Source organism: Rhodococcus sp. 05-340-2 (assembly GCF_002258915.1).
Classification (GTDB): Bacteria; Actinomycetota; Actinomycetes; order Mycobacteriales; family Mycobacteriaceae; genus Rhodococcoides.
In genome coordinates, this window is the sequence record NZ_NOYU01000022.1 from 1 (window position 1) to 16306 (window position 16306).

General features: G+C 64.5%; 17 protein-coding genes. 13 read left to right on the forward strand and 4 right to left on the reverse strand.

The genetic code is table 11. From position 1 onward, the window contains the following. Positions 1-80 precede the first annotated feature (80 nt). From CH271_RS10825 to CH271_RS29285, 9 genes are all read left to right on the forward strand, one after another. Entirely contained in the window at positions 81-305 is a 225-nt protein-coding gene (locus tag CH271_RS10825) for an acyl-CoA carboxylase epsilon subunit (RefSeq protein WP_094633592.1), read from the forward strand. 14 nt (positions 306-319) lie between these two features. After that, positions 320-2119 carry an acetyl/propionyl/methylcrotonyl-CoA carboxylase subunit alpha gene (locus tag CH271_RS10830; protein ID WP_094633593.1) on the forward strand — a complete coding sequence of 600 codons (1800 nt, stop codon included), beginning with the start codon at positions 320-322 and terminating at the stop codon, positions 2117-2119. Positions 2120-2130: 11 nt separating this feature from the next. Next, positions 2131-2595, forward strand: a complete 465-nt coding sequence (locus CH271_RS10835) for a MarR family transcriptional regulator (protein WP_052047656.1) — start codon at positions 2131-2133, stop codon at positions 2593-2595. 168 nt (positions 2596-2763) lie between these two features. After that, complete coding sequence (locus CH271_RS10840) at positions 2764-4917, forward strand: MMPL family transporter (protein ID WP_256986358.1); 2154 nt, start codon at positions 2764-2766, stop codon at positions 4915-4917. Between the two features lie 24 nt (positions 4918-4941). Beyond that, the gene (locus CH271_RS10845) at positions 4942-5361 is read left to right on the forward strand and encodes a DUF302 domain-containing protein (protein ID WP_094633594.1); all 420 of its coding nucleotides are present in this window, start codon (positions 4942-4944) and stop codon (positions 5359-5361) included. Positions 5362-5413: 52 nt separating this feature from the next. Further along, positions 5414-5683, forward strand: coding sequence for a metal-sensitive transcriptional regulator (locus tag CH271_RS10850; RefSeq protein ID WP_032397635.1), 270 nt, complete (start codon positions 5414-5416; stop codon positions 5681-5683). A 144-nt stretch (positions 5684-5827) separates the two neighbouring features. Beyond that, the gene (locus CH271_RS10855; RefSeq protein ID WP_094633595.1) at positions 5828-6307 is read left to right on the forward strand and encodes a Fur family transcriptional regulator; all 480 of its coding nucleotides are present in this window, start codon (positions 5828-5830) and stop codon (positions 6305-6307) included. 79 nt (positions 6308-6386) lie between these two features. Then, positions 6387-8567: a catalase/peroxidase HPI gene (katG, locus tag CH271_RS10860; protein ID WP_218828547.1), complete on the forward strand. Its 2181-nt coding sequence runs from the start codon at positions 6387-6389 to the stop codon at positions 8565-8567. A 151-nt stretch (positions 8568-8718) separates the two neighbouring features. Continuing rightward, positions 8719-8853, forward strand: coding sequence for a hypothetical protein (locus tag CH271_RS29285; RefSeq protein ID WP_255138680.1), 135 nt, complete (start codon positions 8719-8721; stop codon positions 8851-8853). A gap of 13 nt (positions 8854-8866) precedes the next feature. Here the strand turns inward: CH271_RS29285 and CH271_RS10870 are convergent, their stop codons facing one another. After that, the gene (locus CH271_RS10870) at positions 8867-9865 is read right to left on the reverse strand and encodes a fumarylacetoacetate hydrolase family protein (protein WP_179274854.1); all 999 of its coding nucleotides are present in this window, start codon (positions 9863-9865) and stop codon (positions 8867-8869) included. A gap of 115 nt (positions 9866-9980) precedes the next feature. On the opposite strand from CH271_RS10870, the gene glsA reads away from it, so the two are divergent. Then, on the forward strand, positions 9981-11228 hold the full coding sequence (gene glsA / locus CH271_RS10875) for a glutaminase A (RefSeq protein ID WP_094633598.1): 1248 nt from the start codon (positions 9981-9983) through the stop codon (positions 11226-11228). Here the strand turns inward: glsA and CH271_RS10880 are convergent. Together CH271_RS10880 and CH271_RS10885 are read right to left on the reverse strand one after the other, a co-directional pair. Continuing rightward, the gene (locus tag CH271_RS10880) at positions 11184-12383 is read right to left on the reverse strand and encodes an NAD(P)/FAD-dependent oxidoreductase (RefSeq protein ID WP_037190637.1); all 1200 of its coding nucleotides are present in this window, start codon (positions 12381-12383) and stop codon (positions 11184-11186) included. The genes glsA and CH271_RS10880 overlap by 45 nt on opposite strands. A 49-nt stretch (positions 12384-12432) precedes the next feature. After that, complete coding sequence (locus CH271_RS10885; protein ID WP_143546042.1) at positions 12433-12855, reverse strand: hypothetical protein; 423 nt, start codon at positions 12853-12855, stop codon at positions 12433-12435. Positions 12856-13057: 202 nt separating this feature from the next. Here CH271_RS10885 and CH271_RS10890 point away from each other — a divergent pair, with 202 nt between their 5' ends. After that, complete coding sequence (locus CH271_RS10890; protein ID WP_037190639.1) at positions 13058-13744, forward strand: HemK2/MTQ2 family protein methyltransferase; 687 nt, start codon at positions 13058-13060, stop codon at positions 13742-13744. Positions 13745-13790: 46 nt separating this feature from the next. After that, positions 13791-13955, forward strand: coding sequence for a CDGSH iron-sulfur domain-containing protein (locus CH271_RS10895; RefSeq protein WP_082323658.1), 165 nt, complete (start codon positions 13791-13793; stop codon positions 13953-13955). On the opposite strand, the gene CH271_RS10900 is transcribed toward CH271_RS10895, so the two are convergent. Next, positions 13937-14944: an iron-containing redox enzyme family protein gene (locus tag CH271_RS10900; protein WP_037190641.1), complete on the reverse strand. Its 1008-nt coding sequence runs from the start codon at positions 14942-14944 to the stop codon at positions 13937-13939. The two genes, CH271_RS10895 and CH271_RS10900, sit on opposite strands and share 19 nt — an antisense overlap. A gap of 124 nt (positions 14945-15068) precedes the next feature. Here CH271_RS10900 and CH271_RS10905 point away from each other — a divergent pair, with 124 nt between their 5' ends. Next, positions 15069-16250: a zinc-dependent alcohol dehydrogenase gene (locus CH271_RS10905; protein ID WP_037190642.1), complete on the forward strand. Its 1182-nt coding sequence runs from the start codon at positions 15069-15071 to the stop codon at positions 16248-16250. The last annotated feature ends 56 nt before the right edge of the window (positions 16251-16306 follow it).

Genomic DNA, 16306 nt, shown 5'->3' on the forward strand with positions numbered 1-16306 from the left:
GGCCAGATCGTCACCGCCCTACGACTGCTCGAACGCAAACAAGTCACCCTCCCACCCAAGAAACACGGAAACATCCCACTATGAGCGAAGCGAATCATGTTGCTGCGTCGTCTGGTTGGTCGTTTCGCGGATCTCCGACCGACACCGACATCGCGGCCGTTGTTGCTGTTCTGACCGCGGCGCAGTCGTCCGTTGTCGCCGAAGCTCCGGTGGTATTGGATCTGTGGGGTCGCCCCGAGGATCTGCATCGATACGGACTTGCAAGTGCCCCAGCTCTTTTCGTCAATGCCCGATATGGCCAGTAAAGGAATTTCAGTACATGACCACCTCGACTTCCCATAAGAAAATCTCGAAGGTTCTTGTCGCCAATCGTGGTGAGATCGCGGTGCGGGTGATCCGGGCGGCCGCCGATGCCGGGTTGGCCAGTGTCGCTGTGTATGCCGAGCCCGATGCCGATGCCCCGTTCGTACGCCTTGCCGACGAAGCCTTCGCGCTCGGTGGGCAGACATCGGCGGAGTCGTATCTGGTGATCGACAAGATCCTCGACGCCGCCGCCAAGTCCGGGGCCGACGCCATCCACCCCGGCTACGGATTCCTCTCCGAGAACGCCGAGTTCGCGCAGGCCGTGATCGATGCCGGCCTGATCTGGATCGGACCGTCCCCGCAGTCGATCCGCGACCTCGGCGACAAGGTCACCGCCCGCCACATCGCCGCCCGCGCCAAAGCCCCGTCGGTCCCCGGCACGTCCGAGCCGGTCAAGGACGCCGACGAGATCCTCGCCTTCGCCGACGAACACGGCCTCCCGATCGCGATCAAAGCCGCGTTCGGTGGCGGCGGCCGCGGCATGAAAGTGGCCCGCACCCGCGAGGAAATCCCCGAACTGTTCGACTCCGCCACCCGCGAAGCCGTCGCCGCGTTCGGGCGCGGGGAGTGCTTCGTCGAGCGGTACCTCGACAAGCCGCGCCACGTCGAAGCGCAGGTCATCGCCGACACCCACGGCAACGTCGTCGTCGCCGGCACCCGCGACTGCTCCCTGCAACGCCGCTTCCAGAAGCTCGTCGAGGAAGCACCCGCCCCGTTCCTCACCGACGCCCAACGCAAGGAGATCCATTCGTCGGCGAAGGCCATCTGCCTCGAAGCCGGCTACTACGGTGCCGGCACGGTGGAGTACCTCGTCGGCCAGGACGGGCTCGTGAGCTTCTTGGAGGTCAATACCCGTCTGCAGGTCGAGCATCCCGTCACCGAGGAAACCTCGGGCATCGACCTGGTGCTGCAGCAGTTCCGCATCGCCAACGGCGAAGAACTGTCCATCACCGAAGATCCCGAGCCGCGGGGGCATTCGTTCGAGTTCAGGATCAACGGCGAAGACGCCGGACGCGGGTTCCTGCCCGCCCCCGGACCGGTCACCACCTTCACCGCGCCGTCGGGACCGGGTGTTCGCGTCGATTCCGGTGTCGAATCCGGCTCGGTGATCGGTGGCCAGTTCGACTCGATGCTCGCCAAGCTCATCGTCACCGGAGCGACCCGTGAGGAAGCGCTCGCGCGGTCGCGTCGGGCGTTGGCCGAATTCGATGTCCAAGGGTTGGCGACGGTGATTCCGTTCCACGCCGCAGTGGTCTCCGATCCGGCGTTCATCGGCGACGGGGAGTCGTTCTCGGTGCACACCCGCTGGATCGAGACCGAGTGGGACAACCAGGTTCCCCCGTTCACCGCCGGGCAACCGCTCGACGACGACGAGGTCCTGCCGCGTCAGTCCGTGGTCGTCGAGGTCGGCGGCCGCCGTGTCGAGGTGTCCCTGCCCGGGGAACTGTCCCTCGGTAACGGAGGTGGCGGCGGTGCTGCAGGTGCGGTGCGCCGTAAACCCAAAGCCCGCACCCGCGGCGGAGCCGGAGCAGGCGCGGCATCCGGTGATGCGGTGACCGCACCGATGCAGGGCACCGTGGTCAAGGTCGCCGTCGACGAAGGCCAAACCGTCGACGCCGGTGACCTCATCGCCGTCCTCGAAGCGATGAAAATGGAAAACCCCGTCAACGCCCACAAAGCAGGCACCATCACCGGCCTGACCGTTACCGCAGGCGACGCCATCACCCAAGGCACCGTCCTCGCAGAGATCAAGTAGGGGAGTGTCCGATGACTGCCCTCGCTGAATCGTTCGACGGTGGTACCTCGCCGGTCCATTCCACCGAGCTCGAAATCGTGTCCACAGTGCTGCGCATGGCGTCGGCCGCGCGCGTTCGTCTGGCGGAGGCACTGGACGCACAGGGGCTGAGCTGGGCGAGGTACGAGGTGCTGGAACTGGTGTCCAGGCGAGGGCCGATGTCCTACAGTGCGCTGTCGCGGGAGTTGGTACGGCACCGGACGAGTATCACCGCCACGACGGCCAGTCTCGTGGAGTCGGGGCTGCTGGTGCGGAGCGTCAATCCGCGAAATCGGCAGCAGTACATGGTCGAGGCCACCGACTCGGGGCACCGTGCGGTCGTTCGTGCCGAGCGTGCGCTCGAGCGCGCTCGGTCGAGGATGGCAGTCGATGCCGATTCGGCTCGGACGCTCGAGGTGTTGCGCGGCATCGAGAAACAGTGGAACGGCAGGCGTTGACCGGCGGATGACAACAGCAGTCCGTCGACTCTGACATTCGAGTACCCCTGGAGGTGATACCCCCAGGGGTACTTGCATACCCCCTTGGGTATGTGCGAGGGTGGGCACGTTCGATCGTTCCGGGGTTTCGTCTGCCTCGTTCGATACCCCCACCCGTATAGGAGCACCATGTCGCTGCGCGATGCCGAAGTTGTTCGTCCACCGGATGATCGGCCTGTGGCCGAGCCGGGCCTGCTCGGCCGCGCGGGCGGCTCGATGGTGACGCACCGTCGATGGGTGTTCGGCGTGTGGCTCATCGTGCTCGTGGCCCTCGGTTCGTTTGCGCCCTCGGTGTTCTCGTCTCTCGCCGGAGCGGGATGGCAGGCGAACGGATCCGAATCCGTACAGGTTCGAGAGCTGGCCCAGCAGCACTTCGGCGGCAATTCCTCGGCGGCGGTGCAGGTGGTCGTCCACTCCTACACGGCACCCATCACCGATGCCGCCGTCCAAGATGTGATTGCCGACGTGTCCGACGTATTCGCCGGTGACTCCAGATTCGGGGACGTCGTCGCCCCGCAACCGGGTATGACGATCAGCCCGGACGGCCGAACCGGCATCGTCATCGCCGGCGCGAACGGCACGACCGACGAGATGGTCAAAGCCGTCGACGATGTGAAGGAACGGTTGACCGCGCTCTCGAGCGACGGAATCGAGGTGTACCCCACCGGTTCCTCGGCCCTGTGGTCGGACTTCAACAAGGCGAACCACGATGCGATGATCCAAGCCGAACTGTTCTCGTGGCCGGTCACTTTGGCGATCATGGTGCTTGCCTTCGGATCACTCGTCGCCGCGGGATTGCCGCTGCTGCTCACCGTCGCCGGGCTCGTCGCATCCGCCGGTGGTCTCGTCCTGCTGAACGGCGTCACGCCGATCTCGGTGTGGGCCATGAACTTCGCGATGATGTTCGCCCTCGCGCTCGGAATCGACTACGCGCTGTTCATCGTCGCTCGATTCCGTGATGCGTTGCGAAACGCCGACCCTCGGGCGGCAGTGGCCGAAACCATGGACACCGCAGGCAAAGCCGTCGTGTTGTCCGGTCTGACGGTGTTGGTGAGTCTGTCCGCAGTACTGCTCGTCCCTGCGCCTGCGGTGCGCACCATGGCTGTCGGGATCATGCTGGCCGTCGCCTTCGTGTTGCTGGCGACCATGACGCTGCTGCCTGCGGCATTGGGGGCGCTCGGACCGAAGGTCAACGCCGCATCGTTGCCGTACGCCAAGCGTCAGGAGCATCGATCCCCGAAGTTCGCAGCATGGGGCGAGTTGTTGCACAAGCACCCGTGGCCGTTCGCCGTCGTCTCCGTGGGGATTCTGATCGCCCTGGCACTTCCGGTGCTCGGCTTGAAGGTGGCGATGCCGTCCATCGCCGTGGTGCCGGAGGATGCGCCGGTGCGGCAGGGCTACGAGTTGGTGCAGGCTCAATTCGGCCCGGGCGCACCGGGTTCGCTGCAGATCGTGGTTCCCGACGCCGATGCTCTCGACACCGCGACTGCCGCTGCGGGGGTCGACGGGATCTCGATGGTGACGCCGCCACAGACCGCGACCGACGGATCCGGATATGCACTGCTGCAGGCAATTCCGTCGGTGGATCCGTCCGACGAAGCGATGGGCTCGATTCTCGCGGATCTGCGCGCCGCGCTGCCCGATTCGGCACTCGTCGGAGGAGCACCTGCCGAGAACCTGGATCTTCAGCAGGCCTTGAACGACTACCTGCCGATCGTCGTCGGGATCATCCTCGTCCTCGGTTTCGTGCTGCTTCTGGTGGCGCTGCAGGCCCCGCTGATCGCGCTGCTCGGCACTCTGGTGAGCCTGCTGTCGACTGCCGCAGCCTTCGGAGTCGCCAAGTTGATCTTCCAGGACGGCCACGGCGCGTCACTGCTCGGCTTCACGCCGCAAGGATTCCTCGACGGCTGGGGCCCGGTGTTCTTCTTCGCGATGATCTTCGCCATCGCCATGGACTACACGGTGTTCCTGCTGGCCACCGCCAAGGAACACTACGAGCGCTCGGGTGATTCCAAGGTTGCTCAGGTCGACGGGTTGGCCCACTCGGGGCGGGTCATCTTTGCCGCAGCAGCGGTGATGGTGGCAGTGTTCTTCACGTTCGCACTGTCCGAACCGTTGCCACCCAAGGAGATGGGCATCATCCTCGGTGTCGCTGTACTGCTCGACGCATTTCTCGTTCGGCTCGTGCTGCTTCCTGTCCTGTTGCGGTTGACCGGGCACGGTGCCTGGTGGTCGCCGGCGTGGCTGCGCGCGGTGCTGCCCTCCATCCGCTTTTCGCACTGATACAACAATCTCCGAGGAGTCACCATGAACATCGCATTGTCCACCACATTGACCGACACCGATTTCGACACTGCGATCGACAACACGAGGAAGGCGTTGTCGGAGCAAGGATTCGGTGTTCTCACCGAAATCGACATGCAGGCCACCCTGAAAGCCAAGCTCGGCGAGGACATGGAGCGCTACGTGATCCTCGGCGCCTGCAACCCGGGACTGGCTCATCGCGCCGTCGGAGTGATGAAGCAGATCGGTCTGCTGTTGCCGTGCAACGTGGTGGTCCGAGAGAACACGGCAGTGGTGGGATCCGTCGTCGTCGAGGCGATGAACCCGGCAATCATGGTCGAGGTCACCGGTGAGCCCGAGTTGGGTGCGGTCGCCTCCGAGGCCACCGCGAAACTGCAGGCAGCGATTGCGGCACTGGGCGGTACCGGATCCGATCACCCTTGATGCCCCCGGGGGTACCATCGGGTTCATTACCACAACCATCGAGGGGATCGACATGATCGGCGACGAAGACAGCATCGCACTGGTATTGAACCGGCTCAAGCGTGCGCACGGTCAGCTTGCCGGCGTGATCGGGATGATCGAGAACGGACGCGATTGCAAGGATGTGGTCACTCAGCTCGCCGCGGTCTCCCGCGCACTGGACAAGGCCGGATTCAAGATCGTGGCCACCGGTCTGCGTGAATGCATGACGGGTGAGAGTGCGGGCGAAAAGGAGCCGATGACCGAGGCCGAACTGGAGAAGCTGTTCCTGGCACTGGCCTGAGGTCGGGTCGAATCCCACGAGGGAGCGACGGGAGAGCGAACAGTGGGCGTCGTGTTCGCTCCGGGGCGGCGTTGCGGTCGACATCCGGTGAGTTGGGCTGCATACTTGACTTTGTCCAGAAAAGCGGAGGATAGTATTACTGTGATGCCGATCTCACCGTACGCGGAGCTGTTACGCACCGCCGATATGCGCGTGACCCGACCCAGGGTCGCGGTGCTGGAGGTCGTCGGATCCAATCCTCATGCAGACACCGACACGATCCTCGGACTCGTGCGATCGGTGCTGCCCGAGGTGTCTCGGCAAACCGTGTACGACGTGCTCAATGCGTTGACCGCGGCGCGCCTCGTACGGCGAATCGAACCGGCAGGATCTCCCGCCCGGTACGAATCTCGTGTCGGCGACAACCACCACCACGCGGTGTGCCGCTCCTGCGGCGTCATCGCAGACGTGGACTGCGCGGTCGGCGAAACGCCGTGTCTCACCGCATCGGACTCCGTCGGTTTCACGATCGACGAGGCGGAAGTCATCTACTGGGGCTTCTGCGCACAGTGTTCGACTGCTCGGGGGCAGTCGACAGCTCCTGTTTCGTTCCCTCCCGGTTCTCGGATACAGCAGAGTTCGTGAACCGACCTCGATCACAGCCCGATCGTCACACCCTGGAAGGAAGCACGTGTCAGAAGATCACGTAACACGCGAAAAAGAGATGAACGAGGACCAGCCACAGGAGTCGGGTGGCAAGTGTCCCGTCATGCACGACTCGATGCCGATGCCCGTCGAGGGTGGCGGCAACCGTGAGTGGTGGCCCAAGGCTCTGAATCTCAAGATTCTCAAGAAGAACCCGGCCGTCGGCGACCCGATGGGTGCCGATTACGACTACGCAGCCGAGTTCAACTCCCTCGACCTCGCCGAGGTCAAGCGCGACATCGAAGCCCTCATGACCAACTCGCAGCCCTGGTGGCCTGCAGACTTCGGTCACTACGGCCCCTTCTTCATTCGCATGGCATGGCACGCAGCGGGCACCTACCGCAAGCAGGACGGACGCGGCGGTGCCGGAGCGGGCATGCAGCGCTTCGCACCCCTGAACAGCTGGCCGGACAACGCCAGCCTGGACAAGGCTCGTCGTCTGATCTGGCCGGTCAAGCAGAAGTACGGCCGTAAGCTCTCCTGGGCCGACCTCATCGTGCTCACCGGTAACGTCGCCATCGAGTCGATGGGCCTGCCCACCTACGGTTTCGCCGGCGGCCGCGTCGACGCCTGGGAGCCGGACGAGGACGTCTACTGGGGCCCGGAGCAGACCTGGCTCGGAGACGAGCGCTACAACGGTGACCGCACGAGTCTCGAAAACCCCTTGGCCGCAGTGCAGATGGGCTTGATCTACGTCAACCCCGAGGGCCCCAACGGCAACCCGGATCCGGTGCAGTCCGCACTGGACATCCGCGAGACGTTCGGCCGGATGGCCATGAACGACATCGAGACCGCGGCACTCGCCGTCGGTGGACACACCTTCGGTAAGACGCACGGTGCAGCGGATCCCGACGAGCACATCGGTGCCGAGCCCGAGGGTGCACCCATCGAGCAGATGGGCCTCGGCTGGAAGAACAGCTACCAGAGCGGTGTCGGTGCGGACGCGATCACCAGTGGCCTCGAAGTCATCTGGACCCCCACGCCCACCCAGTGGGACAACAGCTTCCTCGAGACGCTGTACGGATTCGAGTGGGAGCTCCACAAGAGCCCCGCAGGTGCGCACCAGTGGCGCCCGAAGAACGGCGAGGGCGCAGATCTCGTTCCCGATCCCGCCGATCCCACCAAGCGTCGCCACCCGTCGATGCTGACCTCCGACATCGCGATGCGCGTCGACCCGATCTACGAGCAGATCACCCGTCGCTGGCTCGACCACCCCGAGGAGCTCGCAGAGGAATTCCAGAAGGCCTGGTTCAAGCTCACCCACCGTGACATGGGCCCGGTCTCGCGTTACCTCGGCCCCGAGGTTCCGGCGGAGCCACTGCTCTGGCAGGACCCGATCCCGGCCGTCGATCACGAGCTGATCAACGACGCTCAGATCGCCGAGCTCAAGCAGGCGATCCTCGGTTCCGAACTGACTCAGGACCAGCTGATCTCGGCTGCCTGGGCCGCGGCATCGTCGTTCCGCGTGAGCGACAAGCGCGGCGGAGCCAACGGTGGCCGTCTGCGCCTGCAGCCGCAGGCAGGCTGGGAGGTCAACGAGCCCGACGAGCTCGCACAGATCATCCGTGTGCTCGAAGGAATCCAGCAGTCGTTCTCCGGAACGGTCTCGTTCGCCGACCTCGTCGTGCTCGGTGGCGTTGCCGCGCTCGAGCAGGCGTCCGGTGTCAGCGTGCCGTTCACCCCGGGTCGCATGGACGCGACGCAGGAGCAGACGGACGTCGATTCGTTCTCCGATCTCGAGCCGAAGGCCGACGGTTTCCGTAACTTCCTCGGCAAGGGCCAGAAGCTTCCGGCGGAGTACTCCCTCGTCGATCGGGCGAACCTGTTGTCGCTCAGCGCACCCGAGATGACCGTGCTCGTCGGCGGACTGCGTGTGCTCGGAGCCAACTTCGGCAAGTCGTCGCACGGCGTCCTGACCGACAAGGTCGGAACGCTCACCAACGACTTCTTCGTCAACCTCCTCGACATGGGAACCGAATGGGTCCCCACCGCGGAGGACGGCATCTACGAGGCCAAGGACGCGGCGACCGGTGAGAAGAAGTGGACCGGAACCCGTAACGACCTGGTGTTCGGATCGAACTCCGAATTGCGTGCTCTCGCAGAGGTTTACGCCTGCGACGACGCAAAGGACAAGTTCGTTGCGGACTTCGTCGCTGCCTGGGACAAGGTCATGATGCTCGATCGGTTCGAGCTCTCCTAGTTCTCTCTACCGAACTCGAAGTTATGGATGGAAACCGTGCTCGATCCATCCATAGCTTCGAGTTCGTCGTTATCGGTCCGTTACCTTTCGTTGCCAATTCGTGTCCTTCGTCCCCGACTCGCTGCAATTTCCGAGCGGCAGGCTACAAGACATGACACACGACGAGGGGGCGGCGGGAGCCGTCGACCACAACATGGACGAATCACGCAAGGGAGCATCCGGATTCGGGTCGTTCCTGGAGATGTTCCAGGACGCATCGACCGACAAGTCCGATCTCGAGCGCTGAGTCAACGAAAAATTCAGCGAGTCCCGATCGTATTGGCGACCGATCCGATTCGCTCGATACTCAGTTCGACGCGATCGCCAGGGTCGATCCAGCGGTCGAGTTCGAGGCCGCATCCGCGAGGAAGCGTGCCGGACGTCAACAGCTCACCGGGATAGACGTTTTCGCCGCGACAGGCATACGCGAGAGATTCGCCGACCGAGTACCGCATGCCTGCGGTGCCGGTCGTCGACCACAGTTCGCCGTCGACCGTGACGGTAGCCGTCAACGAGTCCAGATGCGGCGTCACCTCGTCGGCGGTAACGATGTCGGCTCCCATGGAACTGGCGAACGTCTTGGTCTTGACCACCGGACCGAACGGGGTGCGGCGCTGCTCCTCCCACTGGGTATCGCGGGCACTGATGTCGTCGAACACCACGTAGCCGCCGATCGCCGCGGTGGCCTCACGTTCGGAGGCGTCGCGGACGGGCCTGGTCACCACGGCTCCGAACTCGAGCTCGAAATCCAGCGCCCGACTGTAGGACGGCCACTCGACCGGAGCCTCGTCGGCTACGACGGTGAGGTGGTTGCCGGTGTAGTAGACCGGATGATCCTCGAATCCCGGCCCCGGTCGAAGCGCTGGAAACGTCGATCGCGTGACGGCTTCGAATCCGCGGATGAAGGGAACGGCTTTCGGGAGGTTGCGACGAACCAGGTTGTGCGCAGCCAGATCCCAGTGAGCCTCCCAACCGAGGAAGCAGCGAAGCGACGCCGGAACCACCGGAAGTGTCGGTGCCGGTCGGTCGATCACCGCGACTGCCTCGGACACCGCGCGCTGAACCACGGCCGAGGCCGCGTCGCGCGCACGTTCGCCGGCATCGAGAAACCCGAGCACGGTGCGGGTGAGTGCGCGTAGAGACTCGTCGGCACCCAACGTCGACACGGCGGCATCGAGATCGACCCACACCCCCGACTCGGGTGCGTACACGGCCAGGCGATCTGTCGAATCGGTAGCGATCAGGCGTCGCAATCGCACGTCAGGAAATCCGATCTCTGCGGGAGGGGGCCCTACAACAGTCGAGGAACCAGGAGTGTAAGCGGCAGCACGGCCGTGATGTCAAGACCTCCTCGTCGAGGACTAGCGTGGACACATGAGATCGCCTGTTCCCGAATATCTCGCGTCCGTGTTGGAGGACTGTCGACAGTTCGACGGGGGGACGGTGACCGAGGGCAACCCGGTTGTGGCCGCGGCGGATCCCGACACGTTCGCAGTCGCCCTCGCCACCGTCGGGGGATCGCTGCACGGAGCGGGTGATACCGACACCGAATTCTCGATCCAATCGATAGCCAAAGCCCTCGCGTACGCGGTCGCCATCGAGGACAACGGCATCGAGGCGGTGCTCGAGGCCGTCGACGTCGAACCGTCGGGCGACTCGTTCAACGAGATATCGCTGGAATCGGAGACCGGAAGACCGCGGAACCCGTTGATCAATGCCGGTGCGCTGGCGGTGCATTCGATGATCCGAGGCCGCGGGAGCGAAGAGCGGGCGGGGCGAATGACGGACCTTCTGAGCAGGATGGCCGGACGCGAACTCTCCGTCGACCGTCAGGTGTACGAGGCCGAACTGGAATCCGACGATCGGAACACCGCGATCGCGCACCTACTGAAGTCGGTCGGCCATCTCGGAGCCGAGCCCGCCGATGTCGTCGACGGCTATGCGCGTCAGTGTGCGGTGACCGTGACCTGCAACGACCTCGCCAGGATCGCCGCGGTGATGGCGAACGGCGGGAAGGATCCCGAGACGGGCGAACAAGTACTCGACCCAGCGATCGATCGCCACGTGCTGGCGGTCATGGCGACCTGTGGAATGTACGACGGCAGTGGCAGCTGGCTTGCGACCGTGGGTATCCCGGCCAAGAGCGGAGTGGCCGGGGCGATCATCGGTGTGTTGCCGGGGCAGGTGGGGATTGCCGTGCTGTCGCCGAGACTGAACGAGCACGGCAACAGCGTGCGTGGGGTGGCGGTGTTCGAGAAGCTGTCACGCGATCTGGGTCTGCACATGATGCATGTCGCACCCAGCGGTGAATCGGCCGTCCGTAGCGTGACCGAGTCGGAGGGCGTGACCACCGTCGAGCTGCAGGGCGATCTTCGATTCGCGGGTGCAGAGGCGGTCACTGCTCGGTTGGTCGAAGGTTTCGGCGAAACCACCTGTACGACGGTCGATTTCAGTGAGGTCCGTGCTACCGACGGCTCGGCTCGACGGCTCCTGCGCGATGCGTTTCGTGCGCTGGAGGACGACGGTCACCGGGTCGTCGTCCGCGACCCCGACGGGTTCATGGAGTCGCCCGACCGGTCAGAGTCGGCCGGCGAGAATCATGTTCCAGTAGGACAGCGGTAGACCGTATCGGTCGAACGCCCAGGCGGAGCGCCTGGGTTTGAGCGGATCGACGAACGACGGCAACGATGGCGTCAGCGTTCCGGTGCGATCGAACTCGGCGGCGATCAAGCTGTGTGCGCCGACCGCGATGGGCGCGACGGTGTAGCCGTTGTACTCCGACAACGGTTGCCCGCTGCGGGCCGCGATCAGATTGTCGACGAGAATCGAAATCTGCTTGCGCAGTGCGCCACCCGAGGAGTCGGTGTCGATGGCTGCGCCGTCACCCGCGGCCCAGACCTCCGGATACACCCGGTGGCGCAGAGTCCGTCCGTCGATGTCGACGACACCGTGCGGCGCGGACCCGCTCAGGTTCGATTCCTGCAGCCACTTCGGACCGCGGAACGGCGGTACGAGGTGCAGCATGTCGTAGCCGAGGCGCTCGTCGACGCCGTCGTGGTCCGTGACGGTGATGTGTCCGCTGTCCGGGTGCAATGCCGTCACCGCAGTGCGGGTCAGGATTCGCACGCCGAGCTCGCGGAGCCGTGCGAGCACCGATTCGTCGAGTTGCGGGACACCCAGTAGTCGATCGCGGTCCACCACCAGCGTGATGTCGATTCCCGGCATGCGGCCGGTGCGGGTCCAGTGGTCTGCGGCGAGGAACAACGGCTTGAGCGTGGTGCCGGTGCACCCGACCGGTGGGCGCGGCACGGTGAACACCGCGCTGCTGCGGGCAGGCAGATCGCGTACCAGCTGCCAGGTGCGTTCGGCTCGGTCGAGGTAATTGCTGGTGACACTGGGGGATCGGAGAGCAGCCCACACCCCGGGCAGCGCGTCGTTGTCGACGTCCAGGCCTTGACCGAGCACCAGATCGCGGTAGCCGTATACCGTGCCCGAAGCACATCGCACCAGACGGTTCACCGGGTCGATCGCTGTCGCCGAGTCTTCCAGCCACACGCATCCGGTCGGAATCACCGAACGCTGGGTGCGCTCGGCCTCGGCCAGCGCCGCCTGACCGGAGCCCACGTACGACAACAGTGGGCGATAGGTGTGCACCTGCTTGGGCTCGAGCACCGCGACGTCGGTGATGCCCTTCTTCAACAGCCGCGCTGCCGCACTGATGCCCGCGTTGCCGCCGCCGACGACGAGCACGTCGTAGGTCGTGTCAGGGGTGGTCACAGCAACACCTTTCGCGGATCGACGGGTGCCCGTACCGTCACCGATCGGATCACCTGGGGTCTGCTGTCGGCGCGATCACGGACTTGGTCGTCGATCGACGCACCTCGACGCGATCCGGTACGAGATCGATGCCGGACTGCTGCAGAGCTGGTGAAAGCATCACTGTCAGTTGCTGATTCCATCGTCCGAGTCGAATGGCGGTGGCGTCGAGCACGGAGTGGACACCGGCGGCAACGCCTGCCACCGACGACAGGTCGAGAATCAACGCTCGCCCGCGCTCGGCGGCCTCACCGAGCGTCTCGGCCAGAACAGGAACGTCCGAGTCACCGATCGTGCCGATCACTCGCACGACGATGTCGGCACCTGCGCTCTCGTCGACCGAGAGCGTCATCTCGGAATCGAGGCTCTGCGAGTCGGTCAGTGACGGAATCACTTCCGTGAGCGGGGACGTGATGGACGGTACGACGATCATGAACACTCTCCTGAGCAGCCGAACTCTTGCCCAGCGCGCGGGGGAGTCGACAGTCGACATACGGGGACCGCGGGCTACTCCTCAACCACGCTTCACAGGACTACCCGGGGTTGGGCGTTCGTAAGCCTCGAAACGGCAACGGGTTTGACTGCGGGCCCGACGGGAATACGACAACGATCGCTACACCGTGGGAGGCATGCCGATGACGACAGCCGAATCCGATTCCGTTCGAACCCTGACGTCGGTGCACGCCGATCCCGGCGTGTACGAACCGCAGGAGGATTCGCTTCTGCTGTGCGAAATCGCGGCCACGACGGGTGTTGTTCCCGGTGCGCGAGTACTGGACATGTGCACCGGAAGTGGTGCGGTGGCCATCACCGCTGCACTGTTGGGTGCACGTGAGGTGGTGGCATTCGACATCGCACCCCGTGCAGTCCACTGTGCCCAGCGCAACGCGCGCTCGGTCGGGGTCGAGGTGGACGTCAGAGTGGGATCCTTGGCCGAGGCTGCCGAACTCGAACCGTTCGACGTGGTGCTCTGCAATCCTCCGTACGTTCCCTCCGAGGTCGTGCCGACCGGAATGGGGTTGCACCGTGCCTGGGACGCAGGCGAGGACGGCCGGATGGTGCTCGATCCACTGTGCCGAGCCGCTGCCTCCTTGCTGGCTCCGGGCGGGGTGTTGCTCGTCGTCCACTCGGAGTTCTCCGGACCGCGACGCACCGTGAACATGCTCGCCGACAACGGATTCTCGGTGGCGGAGGTCAGCAGACGAAGGATCGACTTCGGACCGGTGATGCATCGTCGCGCACAGTGGCTCGAAGCTCGTGGCGTACTGGCTGCCGGTCGTCGAACAGAGGAGTTGGTGGTTGTTCGTGGCGACAAACGATGACTCGGCAGCTGCTCGCACCACGGTGAGAATCGTTCGCGGCGGACCGATGCTGATCGACGGACCGGTGAATATCGAACTCGACGACGGTACGCGAGTGGAGTCCGATCGCTTCGTCGTCGCGGTGTGCACGTGTCGGCGCAGCAAGAACTATCCACTGTGCGACACGAGCCACCGAGCGAAGAGGCGACCCTCTCAGTCCAACGAGGACTGACCGGCAGACCATCGCCTCATCACGTGGTCGGCGAGTTCGTTCTCGACGAAATCCAATGCACGCATTCCGAACACCACGTCTTCCGCGAGTTCGGGCTCGTGGCGCAGAAGACTTCCGACCACGTCGTGACGTAGCACCTGCTCGTGCACGGCGTCGGCCTCGACGTGCTCGGCGTAGAACGCAATGCATGCCGCGGGGGCGTCGAGCCTCCGCAGCCCCTCGACATAGCGCTGCGAGCCGGGCGACGAGGTGATCTCGGTCGCGGCGAGGTGGCCGACCGTGGCACCGCGCAGACCCCGGTGCAAACCGAACAACGACATGAGATTGACCCAGGCCAGTGTCTGCGCCGGAACGCGATCGACGTAGCCGAGGTACGACGCATCGAGGTTTGCGGCCACCATCGATTCGGCCCACAGATGCTGGTGCAGTCGGTCGCCCTTGCCGCCGCCGTACTCGTCGAATTCGACTGCCACGTACGACGCCTTGGTCTGACCCGTCAATCGGGGGATGGCCCAGGCATGCGGATCGGCTTCCTTGAGGTGGTAGACGGACCGGTGCACGAAGTACTCGCACATCTGCTCCCATGTCCCCTCGTCGCGCAGGAACCATGACGGACCGGTTCCCGAGGTCGCCTCGACGGACAGCGCATCCATCTCCGCAACCGCGTCCGTGCCGGGTTCCACGTTCTCCCGTACGTACGTCAGGAAGGCAGATTCGAGCGCGGCTCGGAGTCGAAGGAGTTCGGGGTCCCATTCCCAGGCGTCTGCGACACCCTCGAACCCGCGGTAGTGCAGCTCGTAGCAGATAAGGAGTGACAGTTGCACGTCTCGTGACGTGGGATCGACCTCGGTCGGTGCCGGCGCGATCGCAGTCCCGTTCGGCTCACCCGCGGTCAGGCATCGGGTGATGGCCTCGGAGATCGGCCCACAGGGGGTGGGCAGTGCGGGAGAGCGAGCGGTGGACGGGTCGACTGAGAACAGCGCGGTCATAGTGGTGGCTACCCGCTGCGGGGCGGTACCAACCACTCACGGCGTCTGGGTTTGTCACCTGTCACAACAGGCAATGCGCAGTGCACGACATCGAACTTCGGAGTCGTTCCATCGGAAGGACCACATGCGCGCAGTGACCTGGCAAGGCAAGAGGAAAGTCAGCGTGGACACCGTTCCCGATCCGCGGATAGAACTGCCGACGGACGCGATCGTGAAGATCACGACCACCAACATTTGCGGTTCGGACCTGCATCTGTACGAAACACTCGGTGCCTTCATGGACGAAGGTGACATCCTCGGCCACGAGCCGATGGGCATCGTCGAGGAAGTCGGTTCGCAGACAGGCGATCTGGCAGTCGGAGACCGAGTGGTCATTCCGTTCCAGATTTCCTGTGGGCATTGCTACATGTGCAATTCGAGCCTGTACACCCAGTGCGAGACCACCCAGGTTCGTGAGCAGGGAATGGGCGCAGCACTGTTCGGCTTCTCCAAGCTCTACGGGCAGGTTCCCGGCGGTCAGGCCGAGTATCTCCGCGTCCCGCAGGCACAGTTCACCCACATCAAAGTGCCGGAGGGTCCGCCGGATTCGCGATTCGTCTACCTCTCCGATGTGTTGCCGACCGCATGGCAGTCCGTCGAATACGCGGCAATTCCCGACGGAGGATCGGTGACGGTTCTCGGTCTCGGGCCCATCGGAGACATGGCAGCACGCATCGCACAGCACAAGGGTGCGCGAGTGATCGCCGTCGACCTCGTTCCCGAGCGACTCGCCCGCGCCGAGGCACGGGGAATCGAGACGGTGAACCTGGCCGAGCACAGCGGTGGCGTCGGCGACGTCATTCGCGAGATGACCGACGGTCGGGGCACGGACTCGGTCATCGATGCGGTGGGCATGGAGGCGCACGGATCTCCGGTCGGCAAACTCGCGCAGCAGATCGTCGGAATGCTCCCGGACGCGGTCGCCGCGCCGATGATGCAGAAGGCCGGTGTCGATCGGCTCGGCGCGTTGTACTCGGCGATCGATATCGTCCGCCGCGGCGGAACCATCTCGATCATCGGGGTGTACGGAGGTATGGCCGATCCGCTGCCGCTGATGACCATGTTCGACAAGCAGATTCAGCTCCGCATGGGGCAGGCGAACGTCAAGAAGTGGGTCGACGACATCTTGCCGTTGCTCGGTGACGACGATCCTCTCGGTGTCGACTCGTTCGCCACACACGAGCTTTCGATCGAGGAAGCTCCGCATGCATACGAGATCTTCCAGAAGAAGCAGGACGGAGCGATCAAGGTCTTGCTGAAGCCCTAGTCGAGTGCTTCGAATACAGCGATGCGGCCCGGAAGTTCACGGGCCGCATCGGTATT

Coding starts and splice junctions, on each gene's coding strand:
- CH271_RS10825 (WP_094633592.1), top strand. CDS start 81: ATGAGCGAAGCGAATCATGTTGCTGCGTCGTCTGGTTGGTCGTTTCGC.
- CH271_RS10830 (WP_094633593.1), top strand. CDS start 320: ATGACCACCTCGACTTCCCATAAGAAAATCTCGAAGGTTCTTGTCGCC.
- CH271_RS10835 (WP_052047656.1), top strand. CDS start 2,131: ATGACTGCCCTCGCTGAATCGTTCGACGGTGGTACCTCGCCGGTCCAT.
- CH271_RS10840 (WP_256986358.1), top strand. CDS start 2,764: ATGTCGCTGCGCGATGCCGAAGTTGTTCGTCCACCGGATGATCGGCCT.
- CH271_RS10845 (WP_094633594.1), top strand. CDS start 4,942: ATGAACATCGCATTGTCCACCACATTGACCGACACCGATTTCGACACT.
- CH271_RS10850 (WP_032397635.1), top strand. CDS start 5,414: ATGATCGGCGACGAAGACAGCATCGCACTGGTATTGAACCGGCTCAAG.
- CH271_RS10855 (WP_094633595.1), top strand. CDS start 5,828: ATGCCGATCTCACCGTACGCGGAGCTGTTACGCACCGCCGATATGCGC.
- katG (WP_218828547.1), top strand. CDS start 6,387: ATGAACGAGGACCAGCCACAGGAGTCGGGTGGCAAGTGTCCCGTCATG.
- CH271_RS29285 (WP_255138680.1), top strand. CDS start 8,719: ATGACACACGACGAGGGGGCGGCGGGAGCCGTCGACCACAACATGGAC.
- glsA (WP_094633598.1), top strand. CDS start 9,981: ATGAGATCGCCTGTTCCCGAATATCTCGCGTCCGTGTTGGAGGACTGT.
- CH271_RS10885 (WP_143546042.1), bottom strand. CDS start 12,855: ATGATCGTCGTACCGTCCATCACGTCCCCGCTCACGGAAGTGATTCCG.
- CH271_RS10890 (WP_037190639.1), top strand. CDS start 13,058: ATGACGACAGCCGAATCCGATTCCGTTCGAACCCTGACGTCGGTGCAC.
- CH271_RS10895 (WP_082323658.1), top strand. CDS start 13,791: ATGCTGATCGACGGACCGGTGAATATCGAACTCGACGACGGTACGCGA.
- CH271_RS10900 (WP_037190641.1), bottom strand. CDS start 14,944: ATGACCGCGCTGTTCTCAGTCGACCCGTCCACCGCTCGCTCTCCCGCA.
- CH271_RS10905 (WP_037190642.1), top strand. CDS start 15,069: ATGCGCGCAGTGACCTGGCAAGGCAAGAGGAAAGTCAGCGTGGACACC.